This window comes from Pigmentiphaga sp. NML080357, assembly GCF_002188465.1.
Classification (GTDB): domain Bacteria; phylum Pseudomonadota; class Gammaproteobacteria; order Burkholderiales; family Burkholderiaceae_B; genus Pigmentiphaga.
In genome coordinates this window covers 181,701-198,586 of the sequence record NZ_NINW01000025.1, presented here as the reverse complement: position 1 = coordinate 198,586, position 16,886 = coordinate 181,701, and the positions used below count along the sequence as shown (strand labels likewise).

16 protein-coding genes are annotated in these 16,886 nt (G+C 67.4%); 7 read left to right on the top strand and 9 right to left on the bottom strand.

All coding sequences use genetic code 11. From position 1 onward, the window contains the following. Positions 1-7: 7 nt before the first annotated feature. Positions 8-1,006 carry a tripartite tricarboxylate transporter substrate-binding protein gene (locus CDO44_RS09905; RefSeq protein ID WP_087780063.1) on the bottom strand — a complete coding sequence of 333 codons (999 nt, stop codon included), beginning with the start codon at positions 1,004-1,006 and terminating at the stop codon, positions 8-10. A 159-nt stretch (positions 1,007-1,165) separates the two neighbouring features. On the opposite strand from CDO44_RS09905, the gene CDO44_RS09900 reads away from it, so the two are divergent. Both CDO44_RS09900 and CDO44_RS09895 read left to right on the top strand, forming a co-directional pair. Continuing rightward, the gene (locus CDO44_RS09900) at positions 1,166-1,633 is read left to right on the top strand and encodes a hypothetical protein (RefSeq protein WP_087780062.1); all 468 of its coding nucleotides are present in this window, start codon (positions 1,166-1,168) and stop codon (positions 1,631-1,633) included. Continuing rightward, entirely contained in the window at positions 1,630-2,883 is a 1,254-nt protein-coding gene (locus tag CDO44_RS09895; protein WP_087780061.1) for an MFS transporter, read from the top strand. The genes CDO44_RS09900 and CDO44_RS09895 overlap by 4 nt, the downstream gene beginning before the upstream one ends. Before the next feature lie 12 nt (positions 2,884-2,895). Here the strand turns inward: CDO44_RS09895 and CDO44_RS09890 are convergent, their stop codons facing one another. The 6 genes from CDO44_RS09890 to CDO44_RS09865 form a co-directional block, all read right to left on the bottom strand. Next, positions 2,896-3,243, bottom strand: coding sequence for a hypothetical protein (locus CDO44_RS09890; protein WP_087780060.1), 348 nt, complete (start codon positions 3,241-3,243; stop codon positions 2,896-2,898). A gap of 58 nt (positions 3,244-3,301) precedes the next feature. Continuing rightward, the gene (locus CDO44_RS09885) at positions 3,302-3,958 is read right to left on the bottom strand and encodes a sulfite oxidase heme-binding subunit YedZ (protein ID WP_369824593.1); all 657 of its coding nucleotides are present in this window, start codon (positions 3,956-3,958) and stop codon (positions 3,302-3,304) included. 1 nt (position 3,959) lies between these two features. Then, a complete protein-coding gene (gene msrP, locus CDO44_RS09880) occupies positions 3,960-4,925 on the bottom strand; it encodes a protein-methionine-sulfoxide reductase catalytic subunit MsrP (protein ID WP_087780059.1) in 966 nt (321 codons plus the stop codon). Positions 4,926-5,285: 360 nt separating this feature from the next. Further along, positions 5,286-6,614 carry a c-type cytochrome biogenesis protein CcsB gene (ccsB, locus tag CDO44_RS09875; RefSeq protein WP_087780058.1) on the bottom strand — a complete coding sequence of 443 codons (1,329 nt, stop codon included), beginning with the start codon at positions 6,612-6,614 and terminating at the stop codon, positions 5,286-5,288. A gap of 5 nt (positions 6,615-6,619) precedes the next feature. After that, positions 6,620-8,746, bottom strand: a complete 2,127-nt coding sequence (locus CDO44_RS09870; RefSeq protein ID WP_233146108.1) for a cytochrome c biogenesis protein ResB — start codon at positions 8,744-8,746, stop codon at positions 6,620-6,622. A gap of 128 nt (positions 8,747-8,874) precedes the next feature. Then, positions 8,875-9,552, bottom strand: a complete 678-nt coding sequence (locus CDO44_RS09865; RefSeq protein WP_087780056.1) for a cytochrome c — start codon at positions 9,550-9,552, stop codon at positions 8,875-8,877. A gap of 347 nt (positions 9,553-9,899) precedes the next feature. Between CDO44_RS09865 and CDO44_RS09860 the strand changes: the two genes are divergently transcribed. The 5 genes from CDO44_RS09860 (at position 9,900) to CDO44_RS09840 (ending at position 14,571) form a co-directional block, all read left to right on the top strand. Then, entirely contained in the window at positions 9,900-10,424 is a 525-nt protein-coding gene (locus CDO44_RS09860) for a gamma carbonic anhydrase family protein (RefSeq protein WP_087780055.1), read from the top strand. A gap of 94 nt (positions 10,425-10,518) precedes the next feature. Beyond that, a complete protein-coding gene (gene yihA, locus CDO44_RS09855) occupies positions 10,519-11,142 on the top strand; it encodes a ribosome biogenesis GTP-binding protein YihA/YsxC (protein ID WP_087780054.1) in 624 nt (207 codons plus the stop codon). An 80-nt stretch (positions 11,143-11,222) separates the two neighbouring features. After that, the gene (hemB, locus tag CDO44_RS09850) at positions 11,223-12,233 is read left to right on the top strand and encodes a porphobilinogen synthase (RefSeq protein WP_087780053.1); all 1,011 of its coding nucleotides are present in this window, start codon (positions 11,223-11,225) and stop codon (positions 12,231-12,233) included. A gap of 4 nt (positions 12,234-12,237) precedes the next feature. After that, on the top strand, positions 12,238-13,443 hold the full coding sequence (locus CDO44_RS09845) for a magnesium transporter CorA family protein (protein ID WP_087780052.1): 1,206 nt from the start codon (positions 12,238-12,240) through the stop codon (positions 13,441-13,443). Between the two features lie 12 nt (positions 13,444-13,455). Beyond that, positions 13,456-14,571 (top strand): helix-turn-helix transcriptional regulator, encoded by a 1,116-nt coding sequence (locus CDO44_RS09840; protein ID WP_087780051.1) that lies wholly within the window; start codon positions 13,456-13,458, stop codon positions 14,569-14,571. A 31-nt stretch (positions 14,572-14,602) separates the two neighbouring features. On the opposite strand, the gene dsbD is transcribed toward CDO44_RS09840, so the two are convergent. Both dsbD and cutA read right to left on the bottom strand, forming a co-directional pair. Beyond that, complete coding sequence (gene dsbD, locus CDO44_RS09835) at positions 14,603-16,534, bottom strand: protein-disulfide reductase DsbD (RefSeq protein ID WP_087780050.1); 1,932 nt, start codon at positions 16,532-16,534, stop codon at positions 14,603-14,605. Next, entirely contained in the window at positions 16,534-16,875 is a 342-nt protein-coding gene (gene cutA, locus CDO44_RS09830; RefSeq protein ID WP_087780049.1) for a divalent-cation tolerance protein CutA, read from the bottom strand. Before cutA ends, dsbD begins: the two co-directional genes overlap by 1 nt. Between the last annotated feature and the right edge of the window lie 11 nt (positions 16,876-16,886).

Sequence of the window (16,886 nt, the reverse complement as noted above, 5' to 3'; positions counted from 1 at the left end):
CCGGCGCTCAGTTCTTCGGCGCGCCCGCGGCCCGCAGCACTTTGTCCCATTTGGCGATCTCCGCCGCAAGGTGCTCGCGCAGGCTGTCGGGCGTCTGCTTGCTCTCGGGCACGATCTCGGCGTTCAGGCCATCGAGCCGCTTCTTCACGGCTTCGTCCTTCAGGGCCACCCGCAGGGCGTCGTTGAGCTTCTTCACGACCGCGGCGGGCGTGCCCTTGGGCGCATAGATGCCATGCCAGACCTTGACGTCGAATCCCTTGAGGCCTTGCTCGTCCAGCGTCGGAATGTCTGGCATGCTGGCCAGGCGGTTCGGCGTGGTGACGCCGAAGACCTTCACGCGCTTGCCGTCCTTGATGACCGGCGCCGTCTGCGTCGTCTGGTCGCACAACAGGTCGACCTGGCCGCCCATGAGATCGTTCATCGCCGGACCGGCGCCCTTGTAGGAAACCACCGTGAGCCTGACGCCGACCTGGTGCATGAACAGCGCTCCGCACAGCTGCGACACGGCGCCCTGCCCGGCGTCGGCCAGCGAAACCTTGTCCTGGTGTTCGCGGATGTAGGCCAGCAGTTCCTGGAAATTGTTGGCGGGAAACTCCTTGCGCGACAGTAGCGTCATCGGCACGTCGATGACCTGGCCGACATACTCGAAGTCCTTCAGCGGATCGTACCGGAGGTCCTTGTACAACGCTGGCGCGGTCGACATGCCCATGTGGTGGATCAGGATGGTGTAGCCGTCGGGATCGGCCCGCGCAACGCGCGCCGGCGCGATCGTGCCGCCCGCGCCCACCGTGTTCTCGACCACCACTGTCTGGCCCAGGAACTTGCCCATGGGCACGGCCAGCATGCGCGTCACCACGTCGGTGGGGCCGCCGGCCGAATAGGGCACCACGATGGTCACCGGCTTCGATGGCCAGCCCTGTTCGGCCGCAAGAGCGGGAGCGCCCGATAGCGCGAGGCCGGCGGCAATGGCGGCCGCGAGACGAGCGGGGGTCTTCGTGGACAGCATGGTTCTCCTCCATTGTCGTTGTAGAGATCGACAATGCGCTCAGGGGTCACCCGAGTCGATGGCGGTCTCCATATGCGGCGACTTTATTACGCCCACGCCCTTCGGAAAATTTGTGTTTTGGTTATCCCCCCTTTGCATAATCCGAAGGGAAAACCGCCTATGCCTTGCCAGCCCCGCGCTCCTTACCTGGCGGCCGTTGCCCATTGGGAGGCCCATGCGGCGGCCGTGTTCGCCTCCGCGCCCTATCGGCGCGCCGACGATCCGCTCGAGCGGCTGCTCGGCTATGTGGACTTCCGCAAGGCCCTGCTGGCCGGAGACCTGCCCGACTTCACCTGCTTTGCGGGCACCATCGTCCAGGAAGCCTACCTCACCCACCCGGACATCAATGCCGCCTGCGGCCGCAACATCCTCGGCCATGCCGAGGAGCTGGCGGCCGACATCGAGGCCGCCAAGCGCAAGTACGGCATTACCGGCGACTGGACGGCCGAGAGCCTGGCATTGCACATGCAGGCGGTGATACAGGGCGGCTTCGTCCTCGCCAAGGCGGCCGGCGGGGCCGGCCCCGCCGCCGCGAGTATCGATCATTTGCGCCGCTACCTCGAATACCTGTTCGGAGTCCAGCGATGAACACGGAAGAAACCGGCGCCCGCGCCGCGCCCCCCACGAAGGCCGATCCCGCCTACGGCTGGGTCATTGTTGCGGCCGGCGCCCTGATCACCTGCGTGGCCGCGGGAACGATGTTTTCGCTGGCGGTCTACCTGCAGCCGATCTCGACGGATACCGGCTGGTCGCATGCGGGCGTGTCGGCGGCGATGACCTTCGTCTTCCTGGCCATGGGCGCGGCGGGATTCGGGTGGGGCGCGCTCAGCGACCGTATCGGCGCCCGGCCCGTCGTCCTGGCGGCCTCGCTGCTGCTCGGACTGGGGCTGTTCCTCGCCAGCCGGGCGACCTCGCTCCTGGCGTTCCAGCTCGCCTACGGCGTGCTCGTCGGTGTGGCGGGGGGCGCCTTCTTCGCGCCGCTCATGGCCGTGACCACGACATGGTTCGAACGCCATCGCGGCCTGGCCGTCTCGCTGGTGTCGGCCGGCATGGGCGTGGCGCCCATGACCGTATCGCCGCTCGCCAGCTGGCTGATCCTGGAATACGGCTGGCGCAATGCGATGGCCGCCATTTCAATGGCCGCGCTGGCCCTGCTGATTCCGGCCGCCCTCTTCATCCGCCGGCCGCCCGGCGCACAGTCGCCGCAGGAAGCCGGCTCGGCGCCGCCCAAAGCGGAGACCGCCGTGCGGCGGGCGCTCAAGTCGCCCCAGTTCGTGGCGCTCGCGCTGACGTTCTTCCTGTGCTGCGCCGCGCATTCCGGCCCCATCTTCCACGTCGTCAGCTTCGCCACCTTCTGCGGCATCGCACCGATGACCGCCGTGTCGATCTATAGCGTGGAGGGTCTGTCGGGGCTCGGCGGCCGCCTGCTGCTCGGCGTCCTCGCCGACAGGCTGGGAGCCAAGCGGGTGCTGATCGGAGGTCTGCTCGTCCAGGCCGTGGTAATCGGCGTCTATGCCAATGCCCGCCAGATCGGAGACTTCTACGTCCTGTCCGTCCTGCTCGGGGCGGCCTATGGCGGCGTGATGCCGCTGTACGCGGTGCTTGCGCGCGATTACTTCGGCCCGCGCATCATGGGCACGGTCTTCGGCGCAGCCACGATGGCATCGAGCCTGGGCATGGCCTTCGGACCGGTGGCCGGAGGATGGATTTTCGACAATTTCAACAACTACGCCTGGCTCTATCTCGGCTCGGCCGCCGTGGCGACCGGCGCATTTGCGATGGCCTTTGCGTTTCCGCCGGCGCCTACGCGGAAAAATCCGCTCTTGCAGGCGGGATAAGCGGTAGGCCGCTTACGCGGCATACATCGGCTTGCCGTCGTTCAGGTTCAGCCACCCCTTGACGATGCGGTAGATGAACCAGATGAAGCCGGCGAACCACACTACCCAGCCGACGAAGGCCCATACCGTCAGCGCGCCCACGACGCCCCACAGCACGGCGAACCAGAAGGTCCGGATCTGCCAGCGGAAATGGCTTTCCAGCCAGGTGCCGGCCACGTCGCCTTTCTTGACGTAGTTGATGATGATGGCCACGATGCTGCTGATGCCGATGATGATCGACAGCGCGTACAACGCATAGACCACGGCAGTGAGATTCTTGGCGGACTGAAGCTTGGCGGAATCGACCGTGACTTCGTTCATGACGCACCCCTTGTTGTTGTCGTGAAGCGGGAGGGGGTGCATCCCCGGCCGGGCAGCCCTACGGCTGGCGAGCCCGCCGGCGCACCAGGCGCCACCCCATCAACCCCGCAAATACCAGAGTGTAGATAAACACCGCGGAAAAATCATTCTTGCCGGCCTTCTGCCACCAATAGTGCAACAAAACGAGCACGCCGATGACATAGACCAGCTTGTGCAGCGTTTGCCAGCGCGGCCCCAGGCGGCGCATCCAGCCTCGCGTCGAGGTGGCGGCAAGCGCGGCCATGCCGAGGAAACCGGCGAACCCCATGGTAATGAAAGGCCGCTTGGCCACATCCTGCAAGATCGAAACGACGTCGAACCACTGGTCCCACCAGATGTAGGTGGTGAAGTGCAGGCAGGCGTAGAAGAACGTGAACAGGCCGCACATGCGGCGCACCCGCAGCAAGGCCGGCTGGCCGAGCAGATTGCGCAGCGGCGAGACGGCGAGCGTGACAAGCAGGGCGACCAGGGTCCAGGTGCCGGAGGAACGGGTCAGGAACTCGACCGGGTTGGCCGTGAGCCCGTCCGTGGCGGCCAGCCAGATCCAGCGCGCGAGCGGCAGCAGCGCGACGGCGAACAGCAGGACCTTGAAGCGGCCCACCGCCAGGCCGAATATGCGCGGTTCGGTTCGGGCCGCACTCGACCGCTGCGGCACGGCGGAAGGGGGAGCGGCCACGTCAGTAGTTGCGGGCCAGGTCCATGCCGCTATAGAGCGACGCCACCTGTTCGGCATAACCGTTGAACTTCAGCGTCTTGCGCTTGGGAGAGAACAGGCCGTCCTCGCCGATGCGCCGTTCGGTCGCCTGGCTCCAGCGCGGGTGGGGCACGTCGGGATTCACGTTCGCGTAGAAGCCGTATTCCTGGGGCGCCGCCTTGACCCAGCTGGTCATGGGCTGCTTCTCGACAAAGCGGATCTTCACCAGCGACTTGCCCGACTTGAAGCCGTACTTCCACGGCACGACGACCCGCACCGGCGCGCCGTTCTGGTTGGGCAGCGTTTCGCCGTACACGCCGAAGGTCAGCAAGGTCAGCGGATGCATGGCCTCGTCCATGCGCAGCCCTTCCACATAGGGCCATTCGAGCACGCGCGTACGCAACCCGGGCATGGTGTCCGGCTGCACGGCGGTGACGAACTCGACGAATTTCGCGTTCCCGGTGGGCTCCACGCGGCGGATCAGCGCGGCGAGGGAATAGCCTATCCACGGAATCACCATGGACCAGCCCTCGACGCAGCGCAAGCGGTAGACCCGCTCTTCCAGCGGCGCCAGCTTGCGCAGGTCGTCGAGCGACAGCGTCTGGGGTTTCCCCACCTCGCCTTCGATGGCGACGGTCCAGGGCGACGTGCGGAAGCGGCCCGCATGATCGGACGGATCGCCCTTGTCGGTGCCGAACTCGTAGAAATTGTTGTAGGTGGTGACGTCCTTCTGCGACGTCGGCTTGTCCATCACCACGAAAGCGCCGTTGCGCTGCGCCGCCAGTTTCACGCCGGTCGTCTGCGCGAACGCCTGCCGGTCGCTCCACCCCGCCAGCCCCATCGCCGACGCAGCCAGCCCGGCCTGCAGCATGAACCGCCGCCGGTCGCGGTAGACCGCCTCGGGCGTGATCTCGGAAGACACGATATCGGAAGGCCTGTGTATCAGCATGGCAATCTCCAGGAGTCCGTGCGCACGGCAGAGGGTATCCCGCCGCGCATTCCGAGTATAGACAGGGGATGTCGAAAAAGATTCGATAGAGGGAAGAGGAAGCCCACCCCCTGGCGGCCTTCGGCCGCTCCCCCTCAAGGGGGCGGCGCTGGCGGACCGGCAAAGCCGGATCCGCGGCGCCCTGGGTCTAGCACGGTTTTCTTGGGTAGCGGCACCGTTGCTACCGCTGGCAGCCAGCGAAGCACCGGCGCCACATTCCAAGAAAGCGGTACTAGACCCAGGATGCGGTGGATCCGGCTCCGCCGGTCCACCCGCATCGCCCCCTGGGGGGCGCGCGTCAGCGCGTAGGGGGGGAACTACCTACAGCTCGCCGTAAGAATGCAGCCCCGACAAGAACATGTTCACGCCCAGGAACGCAAAGCCGGTCACGAGCAGTCCCACCAGCGCCCAGTAGGCGGCGAGGTTGCCGCGCAGTCCCTTGATGAGGCGCATGTGCAGCCAGGCGGCGTAGTTGAGCCAGACGATCAGGGCCCAGGTTTCCTTGGGATCCCATTGCCAATAGGCGCCCCAGGCGTCGGCCGCCCACAGGGCGCCCAGCACGGTGGCCACGGTGAAGAACGCGAAGCCCACGGCGATGGCCTTGTACATGATGTCGTCCAGCACCTCGAGGGCGGGCAGGCGCTCGGCGAGCTGGCGGCGGCCCAGCAGGATCCCGCCGACGATCAGCGCGGCGACGCCGGCGTAGATCATCCAGTAGGCGGGCATGCCGCTCTGGCGGAACACCATGGGCTCGACCGCCAGCAGCACGCCCAGCACGAACAGCGGCGCCAGCCGCACCCAGGAGGTGGTCTTGCCGTGGGCCTTGACGAGATAGGCAAACGCAACCATGGCCGCCAGCGAGAACGTGCCGTAGCCGATGAAGTTGGCGGGCACGTGCAGCTTCATCCACCAGCTTTGCAGGGCGGGCACCAGCGGCTGGATCTGCTGCGCGCCGCGGTCGAAGGTGTACCAGAGCAGGAAGGCGACGGCCGATGCGATGACCAGCAGCACGAAGCCGCCCAGGCTGCGCGTGTCGTACCGGCGCTCGTAGTAGAGATAGAACAGCGCGGTGATCAGCGAGAACAGGATGAAGACTTCGTACAGGTTGCTGACCGGGATGTAGCCGATGTCCGGGCTCAGCAGGTAGCTTTCGTGCCAGCGCACCAGGAGGCCGGTCAGCCCGGCAAAGACGGCGCTCCAGGTCAGCGCGGTACCGAGCCAGGCTGCCGTGCCGCTGCGCGCGATCAAGCCTATCCAATAACAGACCGTGGCCAGCGCGAACAGCGAGCACATCCAGAGGATGGCGGATTGGGAAGACAGCAGATATTTGAGGAAGAAGGCCTGCTCCGCCCGTGCCAGATCGCCCTGGTAGAGCGCGACCGCCAGGCCGCCGCTGATGGCCACCGCCACCATCAGTGCCCGCAGCGGCCGCCAGAGCCAGCCCAGCCACGCCAGCACCACGACGGCGCCGACGAGGATGGCCTTGTCGTAGTAATTCATGATGCCGCCCACCCGCTGGAAGGCGAAGGCCGCGCCGGCCGCCAGCAGCAAGGCGAAGACGGCATCGGTCCAATCGACCTTGCGCGGGGCGTCGATGCCCCGGCGTGCGGGCCTGCCGGCATCCCCGCGGGTGGATGAAGTCAATTCCATGCTTGCTACCCTTTCTGATGCGGCGGCAACGCGGCGATATCCGCCTTGAGCCGCTCGAATTCCTGGTTGAAGTCCAGCGTGCGCCGCTGGGACGTCATGGCCATCAAGGTCTGCGCGCCCTGGCCGCCGTTCCCCGGCTTGACCCACAGCCAGACCCGGCGCTCGCGGATGTAGAACATCGAGAACACGCCCAGGATCAACAGCACGCATCCCAGGTATACCGCATTTTTACCGGGGGTCCGGCTCATTTGAAAGACGCTGGCCTGCACGTGGTGGAAATCCTTCAGCCCCAGCACGACCGGAGCGGGATACAGGAAGAGGTCCGACAGCGCGGCCACGGCAACCTGGTTCCAGGCCGTCGCCTCGGCCGCGGCCGGCCCGTCGGCGGGAAGCGGCGGCCGGCCGCTGCGTTCCCGCTCGACCGCGCGCAGTTCGGCCATGGCCCCGCCCAGGAGCTTGACGACGACGTCGGCCGCGCGCTGCTGCTCGGCGGCGGCGACGTTGGTCTCCAGGAAGCGCGCAATGGCCTGCAATCCGCCATTGGCGAAGGTATCGAGCGCCCGCTCGGCCGAGGCCTGCAATTGCGCGGTGAGTTCGTCGCCGGCGCCGCCGGCGGCATGCCGGTTGCCCTGGGCGAACCGGCGCGCCGCCTGCGCCCGCGCCTGGGGATCCTGCAGGGTGGCGCGCAGGTCCATGAATTCCTTCAGGGAATTGTCGGCATCGACCGGCATGCGCACATAGCGGAACTCCTCGTCGGGATTGGTGCGCACGCCGGACAGGAAGACCCGCACGCCGTCGACCTCGACCGGCAGCATGTAGTTGTGGAATTCGTGCGCCTGGCCGCTGGCGTCGCGCAACTTGTACTGCACGCTCGGTCCGACGTTGCGGAAATCGTCGTTCTGGCCCACGCGCGCCGCGCTGCCCGACACGGCCGCCACATGCTCGCGCAAGGCCTTGGGCTCGGCCGCGCCGACGCGGCCATTGGCGAAATTCTCGACGTTGATCGGACGAAAGCCGCTGAACTCGACCGACAGATCCTTCAACGCGTCATTGCCGGCCGCGCCGTCGGCCACCAGCCGGGCGGTCCCGCCCACCTTGCCCGCGACGGGGAATGTATAGGGTTGGTTGCCGCGCAGCGCGTAGCCGGTCAGTTCGAGCGTGCTGCCGCCGTCGTCGAAGCTGGACTGGTAGACGGTGACGCCCTTGTACCGCAGGGGTTCGTTGACCTTGATGGTGGCGGGAAAGCGCTCGCCGGTGTCGTTGTCCGTGACCTCGACCTCGCTCGCGAACAGGCGAGGCATGCCGGTGGAATAGTATTCGACGATGAACTTCTTCAGTTCCAGCGTGAACGGCAGGGGTTGCACCAGCGCGCCGTCGTCCACCATGACGATGGCGTTGCGCGCCTTGCCGCCTTCGGGCACGAGAACGCTGCTGCGGAAGCTGGGGTTGCCGGCCCCGAGGCGCCCGGAGGGAGGCACGTCGGCGATGGCCATGTTCTCGAACAAGGGTTGCTTGCCGCCCAGCCAGATCTGCAGCCGTACCGGCAGCTCGCTGTCGAGCAGCCCGCCGATGCAGACGATGACGATGGCGGTGTGCGCGAAAATGTAGCCCAGCCGGTTGCCGCTGCCGGTCTTGGCTGCCACCAGCGTGGCGCCGCCGCCGGCCTTGGTGCGCACCGCGTAGCCCCGCTGCTTGAGCAGCCCCGCCACCGCTTCGGCCACTTGCCCCGGGGCCGCCGGCGATGCGAATTCCGCGCGGTGATGAAATGCCCTGAGGCTGTTCTCGCGGACATTCTCCCTGAACGAACGCATGTCGCGGATCATCTTGGGCGAGGTGCGGATGATGCACAGGCTGGTGGACACCACCAGGAAGCCCATGATGAGCAGGAACCACCAGGCGTTATAGACGTGGTAGAGCGAGAAGGTCTCGAACACCTCGTACCAGAACGGACCGAACTGGTTGACGTAGTTGTTCGACGGCTGGTTCTGCACCAGCACCGTGCCGACGATGCTCGCCAGGCAGATGAAGACCAGCAGGCTCACGGCGAACCGCATGGAAGTCAGCAGTTCGAACAGATCGGCGCCGAGTCGCCGGGAGGCCGGCCGGGATGCTGGGGTTGAAGCTATCGTCATGATCGGAATGGCGGACCTTGGGCCGCGCTGCACGGATGCCGGGGTAGCCGTGCCATGGAATGCGAAAGGGGCGGAAACTCCGCCCCTTGAGTGACCGTTCGCAACGGCGGTGGTTCCAGGCCGCGCGGTCAGCGCAGGCCGGCGATGTAGTCGGCCACCGCCTTGATCTCGGCGTCGGACATCTTGTTGGCGATTTGCGCCATCGGAACGTTATTGTGCCGCGCGCCGCTGCGGAACGCCACCAGCTGGGCCTCGGTGTATTCGGCGAACTGGCCGCCCACGCGGGGATACTGGGAGGGGATGCCGGCGCCGTTGGGGCTGTGGCACGAGACGCAGGCCGGCACGCCCTTGCTGGCGATGCCGGCGCGGAAGATGCGCTGGCCGAGCTCGACCGTGTCCTTGTTCTTGGCCACGGCGGGCTTGAGCGTCTGGGCGCCGAGGTAGGCGGAGATGTTGCGCATGTCTTCGTCGGTCAGGCCGGCCACGTTGGCGTTCATGACCGCGTTGACCCGCTCGGGAGTCTTGGCGCCTTCCTTGACCTTGAAGTTGACGAGCTGCTTGTAGAGGTATTCGGGGTGCTGTCCGGCCAGCTTGGGATTGGCGGCGCCGGGGCTGTTGCCGCCAGGGCCGTGGCAACTGGCACAGGAAATGATGTTGCGGGCAGGATCGCCATTGGTGAACAACTGCTCGCCCTTGGCCGCATCGACCTTGGGCCGGGGCTGGGCATCGGCGGCCAGGGACGGCACGGCGGCCGCGCCCAACATCGCTCCGCTCGCAACAAGCATCAGGGACAGCACACGCTTCATGAAAACCTCGACCTAAATTCCTAAAAATCAGGCTAGGGATACGCGACTCACGGATGCCTTGTCTCCTGCCATTCCTGCTGGTTCCGACCGTCCGGACGGACGGGTGGACACGGCGGGAAAACTCTTCCTGCAGGCGTCTCCGCGGGGCCCACTTACCCCCATTTATTCATTCGGCCCGGCTCGCGCCGGAGGTGAACGTTCTTCTACTGCGAGTTCTTGTACTGCAATGCTGCCGGGGAAAGCCGCAAGGCGCACGGCCCCATGCTTGCACTTTCCGACTTTAAGAAACCTCTTATTATAGCAACTACAGAGTAGCCGATTAAAAACATTCGGGCAGGGACATCGACATGGCGGTTTATCAGCTCGGCGCCGACGCGCCCCACATTCCAGCATCCGCATACGTGGCCGAAGGCGCCACGGTCATCGGCAAGGCCCGGCTGGGCGAAAACGCCAGCGTCTGGCCGGGGGCGGTGATCCGCGCCGACAACGACGACATCGTCCTGGGCGATTCGAGCAACGTGCAGGAAGGCGCGGTGCTGCACACCGATCCCGGCCTCAAGCTCATCGTGGGCGACTACGTCACCGTCGGCCACCAGGCCATGCTCCACGGCTGCACCATCGGCGACGGTTCGCTCATCGGCATCCAGGCGGTGGTGCTGAACCGGGCGGTCATCGGCAAGAATTGCCTGGTGGGCGCGGGCGCCATCGTCACCGAAGGCAAGGTCTTCCCCGATCGCTCCCTGATCCTGGGCGCGCCCGCCAAGGTCGTGCGCGAGCTGACCGACGAGGACATCGCGCGCATCCGCAAAGGGGTGGAGAGCTACGTGCAGCGGCAGCAGCTGTTCAAGAAGGAACTCAAGAAGATCGGATGACTCCCGGCGGCGGCCGCCGGGCAAGGCGTCGCGGCGCGGGCCCGAGCCTTACAATAGGCGGTTCTTACTCAATTTCGCCGCGCAGCGACGCCCAGTGTCCATACTCCATCGCGCCCATTTCACGACGTCCGCCGCCCGGCTCGACCAACTGCCCCCGCCCGGAGCGCCGGAAGTCTGCTTCGTCGGCCGCTCCAACGCCGGCAAGTCGTCGGCGATCAACGTCCTCACCCAGCAGAAGCGTCTGGCGTTTTCCAGCAAGACGCCGGGCCGCACCCGGCTCATCAACATGTTCGGCATCCCCGACCCGATCGAGCCCGAGCGCGACCTCGGGTTCCTGGTCGACCTGCCCGGCTACGGCTATGCCTCGGTGGCCAGGGAAGACCGGTCGCAGTGGGCGCAGGTGCTGGGCGGCTATCTGCGCAACCGAGCCTCGCTGGCCGGCGTGGTGATGCTGGTGGACATCCGCCGCGGCGTCACGGACCTGGACCGCAACCTGGTCGACTGGATCGCTCCCGCGGGCAAGCCGGTCCTGGCCTTGCTGACCAAGGCCGACAAGTTCCCCTACGGGCAGCGCATCAAGGCCCAGTTCGCCGTCAAGAAGGAACTGGCGGCCATCGGCGCCCTGCATACCGTGGCGTTTTCCTCGACGCATCGCATCGGCCTGGAAGAAGCCGCGGCCCACATCGAGGGCTGGCTGCTGCCGCAGGTCGCGCCGTGACGGCAGGGGCGATGCGATGATATCTTGCGATGGCGGGGTGCCGCCCCTCCCGCCTCGCCGCAACGACTGGACGCAAAGCAATGAGCCAACACGAAGTATTCGCCGATTTTCCCGCCGGACGGCCCCGCCGCCTGCGGCGCGATGATTTCACCCGGCGCCTGGTGCGCGAGAGCCGGCTCTCGGCCGACGACCTGATCTATCCCGTTTTCGTGGCCGAGGGCAAGGGCCTGCGCCAGCCGGTGCCTTCGCTGCCCGGCGTCGAACGCTACAGCCTCGACACCCTGCTGCCGGTGGCCGAACAATGCGTCGAGCTCGGCATCCCGGTCCTGGCCCTGTTCCCGGTCATCGCACCGGAGCTCAAGACGCCGGACGGCATCGAGGCAACCCGTCCCGATGGCCTGGTCCCGCGCGTGGTCGCCGAGCTCAAGAAGCGCCTGCCGGAGCTGGGCATCCTGACCGACGTTGCGCTCGACCCCTACACCAGCCACGGCCAGGACGGCCTGATCGACGAATCCGGCTACGTCCTGAACGAGCCGACGGTGGAGATCCTGGTCAAGCAGGCCCTGGCGCAGGCCGAGGCAGGCGTGGACATCGTCGCGCCCAGCGACATGATGGACGGCCGCATCGGGGCCGTCCGCGGCGCGCTGGAGGCCGCCGGCCACATCCACACCCGCATCATGGCCTACTCGGCCAAGTACGCCAGCGCCTTCTACGGCCCCTTCCGCGACGCGGTGGGCTCGGCCTCCAACCTGGGCAAGTCGAACAAGGCGGCCTACCAGATGGACCCGGGCAACATCGACGAGGCGCTGCGCGAAGTCGCGCTGGACCTGCGGGAAGGCGCGGACATGGTCATGGTCAAGCCCGGCATGCCCTACCTGGACGTCCTGCGGCGGGTCAAGGACACTTTCCGCGTGCCGACCTTCGCCTACCAGGTCAGCGGCGAGTACGCGATGATCAAGGCGGCCTGCGCCAACGGCTGGCTGGACGAGGACAAGGTGGTGATGGAAGCCCTGCTCGCCTTCAAGCGCGCCGGCGCCGACGGCATCCTGACCTACTTTGCGCTCGACGCGGCCCGCAAGCTGAAGGGGTGAAGCCATGGACGTCCTCTGGATTTCGGAGAACGGAGGGCCCCGTCCACACAACGCGGCGCAGCTGGCCGCCAGCAAAGGCTTCCTGTGGATAGACGCGAACGCCGAGGAAGTGGCGCAGAATCCCGAGGCCTGGCGCGAGGAAATCGAACGGCTGACCGGCGTGCACCTGCATGACTTGCACCTGCAGGATGCCATCAATCCGGTCCATCCTTCGTACTTCGACAATACGATCACCTACGAGATGGTGGTGTTCCGGCGCATCGTGACGGACGCGCCGCCATCCGAAGCGCGCACGGCCGGCAACGGCAAGGTCGGCATCCCGCTGCTGGCGAGCCTGCGCACCCAGCCCGTGTCGTTCTTCGTCCTGAAACAGGCGCTGCTGTCGGTGCGCCACGGCCACAGCACCACTTGCGAAGAGATGAAGCGCCGCCTGGCCGAGCAGCGCGGCGAGGCGGTCCGGGAGGAACGGCGCGACCGCACGCCCAGCACCATCGGGCCGCTGAGCCGCCCGCCGTCCGGCCCCGCGGAGCTGATGCTGAGGCTGCTCAACGGCATGGTCGACAAGTACCTGGCGCTGCGCCAGCCCCTCACCTTGCAGCTGGACCGGTGGCAGCGCGAGCTGCTCAACCCCAGCGGCCGGTTCCGCAACTGGCTGGCGCTGCTCGATGCCCGCATCGTGCTGCGGCGCCTCGAGAATATCTGCGAAGAGCAATACGATGCGTTGTCCGAGTTGCGCGATGCGGCCATGGACCGAAGCGAGGACGCCTGGGGCTCAGGCGCCTTCGACCAGCGGCGCGACGCGCTGCTGGTGCGCATCAACGATGTCATGGAACACGTCAACCGTGTCCTGAGCCATGCCCGCCGCATGGAGTCGTCGGTGGAGAACGCGGTGCAGCTCCACTTTTCCGCCACCGCCCACCGCACCAACGAGATCATGCGCATCCTGACGGTGGTCACCGTCATCTTCATGCCGCTCACGCTCATCACCGGCATCTTCGGCATGAACTTCGACTACATGCCGCTGCTGCACGAACGCGGCGCGTTCTGGTGGATCATCGTCGGCATGGTCTTGCTGGCGATGCTGCTGTGGACCTGGTTCTCGGCCCGTCGTTTCCTTGAAATGCGCCCCTACCGGGTGGCCGAGGCGCTCGCACGCAAGGCGGGGTTGCGAGCCGGCAAGTCCAGCGACGACCCCGCCGAACGACTCTGACCGGGATCCGCCATGGCCGAGCCCCTCTCCCTGCAGCGCCGCGTCGGCGCCATCGCCGCACGTCTCTATGACGGCATTGCTTCGCCGGACCAATGGCTGGCCGGCCTGGAGCTGCTCAGGACGGCGGTGGATGGGCAGGCGTTCCATCACATCACGGTCGATCGCGGCACCGGCGCCGTCGTGGAAGGCCTGGCCTTCAGGGACGCGCCCCAGGGCAAGGTCGCCGAATACGAACAGCATTACGCGACCCGCGACGAACGGGTCGCGCTCATCTCGCGCCTGCGCGAGGGAAGCTTCATCCTGGACCACGAGCACCTGGACAGCCGGCAGATGTCGCGATCGGCGGTCTACGCCGACTTCCTGCGCAGCGTGGACCTGCGGCATTCGATGGCGGCGCTGGTGCGCGAGGACGCCTCGTCGCGCGACTACCTCGGCATCATGCGGGCCTTCGACCATCGCGCCTACGGCGAACGCGAGCGCGCCCTGCTGACACTCGTCATGCCCGACATGGTGCGCGCGGGACGGCTGCGCTCGCACATGCGCCAGCTGAGCCGCGAGGCCCTGCTGGGCCGCACCGCCCTGGATTATCTACCGCGCGGGGTCGCGGTGGCGAATGCGCAGGGGCGCGTCGAATATGCCAATGCCCGGGCCGAGCGGCACCTGCGGACCGCCGACTGGCTGGGCACGAAGGCGGACATGCTCTGCCTGCGGGACGTCCAGGCCCAGCCCAGGTTGCGGACGGCTCTGCAGGCCGCCTGCTCGCCCACCCGGAAGGCGGATCTCTTCACCGCCAACACCGTTTCCGGCAAGGTCTGGATCACCGTCGTGCCGCTCGAACCCTTGCACCCGCTCGCCGGCCTGCGCACGACGCCCTTGGCCCTGGTCATTTTTTCCGTCGCGGGCGAGAACCTGCCCCTCGAGGCCGGTCTGCTGTCGAAGGCGCTGGGGATCACGCCTACCGAGGCGCGGCTCGCCCAGGCGCTGGCGGCCGGCACAACCGTCAAGGGCTTTGCCGCCGCGCAGGGAATATCGCTGACCACCGTGCGCAGCCACCTGAAGAATCTCTTCAGGAAAACCGGCTGCCGCCGCCAGGTGGAGCTGGTGCAATTGATACGAGCGCTGGGCTGACAGGCCGGCGGCGCGCACGCCTTGGGCCTCCTCAGTGCCCGGAAGCGGCCAGCACGTCGTCCAGCACGCGCGCGAACCGCTCGGCTCCCTGGAAGCCGATGACGCGCTGCCCCAGCGGCTGTCCGCCCGGAGCGAAGAACACGATGCCCGGCGGCCCGAACAGCTTGAAGCGCTTGAGCAGCTCGCGGTCGTCGGCATTGTTGGCGGTCACGTCGGCCTGCACGAGGCGCAGGCGGGCAAGGCGTTGCGTCACCTCGGGCCGTGGAAAGGTCAAGGCCTCCATCTCCTTGCACGACACGCACCAGTCGGCATAGAAGTCCAGCATGACGGGGCGATCGGACGCGGCAAGCAGCGCATCAAGCTCGGCCACGTTGCGCACCCGTTCGAACACGGCGCCGCCGGCGGCCGGCCGGGAGGTGGCGCTTCCCGGAGGAGTCCACAATTCCCCGCCCGCGGCGGGAGTCTCTTGCATCCCCGTGGGCGCGGCGCCGGGCGCTTGCCGCGCCGGATCCGAGGCGGCGATATGGGCCAGCGGCTGCAGCGGGTCGCGCCCGCCGCTGGCCAGGCCGATCGCCTGCAGCGCGCCGGCCAGCGCGAACAGGACGCCCACGCCCTTCATCATCCGGCGTCCGGTGCCGGCCCCGGCCGGCAAGGCGTCGAAAGCATGCAGCAAGGCGGCCGCGAGTATGGCCAGGACGGCCCACCCCGCCATCTGCACCCAGCCCGGCAGGACCGGCCACAGCATCCACCAGGCCACCGCGAGCAGCAGCATGCCGAAGAGCCGCTTCACGCCGTCCATCCAGGCTCCGGCCTTGGGCAGCAAGGCGCCGGCGGAAGCGCCCGCCGCCAGCAGCGGCACGCCCATTCCCCAGGCCAGCGCGAACAGCGCGGCGCCGCCCAGCCACACGTCGCCCGTTTGCGAGACGTAGAGCAATGCCCCGGCCAGCGGCGCGGCCACGCAGGGGCCGACGATCAAGGCCGAGACGGCACCCATGGCGAGCGCGCCGGTGGCCCGCCCCCCCGGCAGCCGCGCGACCCGGTTCGACAAGGCGGTCTGCCAGCGCGAGGGCAATTGCAGCGTGAACACGTCGAACATGGCCAGCGCCAGCACGGCCAGCAGCACGGCGAACGCGCCCAGGACCCATGGGGTCTGCAGCGTGGCCGCCAGGCTGACGCCGCTCAAGGCCGCCAGCAGGCCGACCGCCGTATAGACCACCGACATGCCGAGCACGTAGGCCGCGGCCAGGCCCAGGCCGCGCAGCCGCGGCCGCCGGCTGGCGGTCGCGGCGTCGCCTACCACGATGGCGGACAGAATGGGCACCATGGGCAGCACGCAGGGGGTCAGGGACAGCAGGACGCCCAGCCCGAGAAATATCAATGCCGTACGGACCAGGCCACTGCCGGCCAGCATGCCTGCGAGGCCCACGTCGTCGGTCCCCGCAAATACCGACCAGGCCGAGGGCGATCCGGCGCCGCCCTCGATCTGCGGCAGACCGCCGGCCGCGGAGGCCGGCCGCACGCGGACCTTGTGCTCGGCCGGCGGATAGCACAGGCCCGCGTCGGCGCATCCCTGGCTGGTCACGGTCAGCGCGAAGGCGGCGCCGGTGGGGATGGTGAGCCGGACAGCCACGCTGTCGCGATAGGTCTCCACTTCCTTGCCGAAGGTCTGGTCGAACTTCACCTGCCCGGGCGGCAGCTGCGGATCGCCCAGTTGCACTTCCGGCGGCTCGGCGACGAAACGGAACTGTTCGCGGTACATGTAATAGCCCGGCGCGATCTGCCAGGAAAACTCGACGGCGTCCGGCGCCACGGCACGGGCCGAGAAGCGGAATGCCTGCTCGGGGGGGAGGAACTCTTGCGCCGGAGCGGGCCGCGGCAGGAAGACGGCGCAGGCCCACAGCAGGCAGGCCAGCATCCAGAAAGGACGCGAACCGAGAGCGGGCAAGGAACGGAACATGGACATCAGTTTTGCGTTTCCTGCCGGACCCAATCCAGGTAGGCCGGCAATCCTTCGGTTATGGGCACGGCGATGATCTCGGGCACCTCGTAGGGATGCAGTCCGGCAATCGCCTCTCGTACGGCCTGCAAGCGGGCCGCGGTGGTCTTGATGAACAGCGGAATCTCGTCGGCGGACTCCACTTCCCCCTGCCACCGGTAGATGGACCGCATCGGCGCGCCGACGTTCACGCAGGCGGCCTGCCCGCCTTCCACCAGGCGGCGGGCGATGCGCTGGGCAGTCTCGGCGTCCGGCGCATTGCTCAGCACCAGAACCACTTCATCAGCATCATGACGCGACAACGACATAATAATCTCCA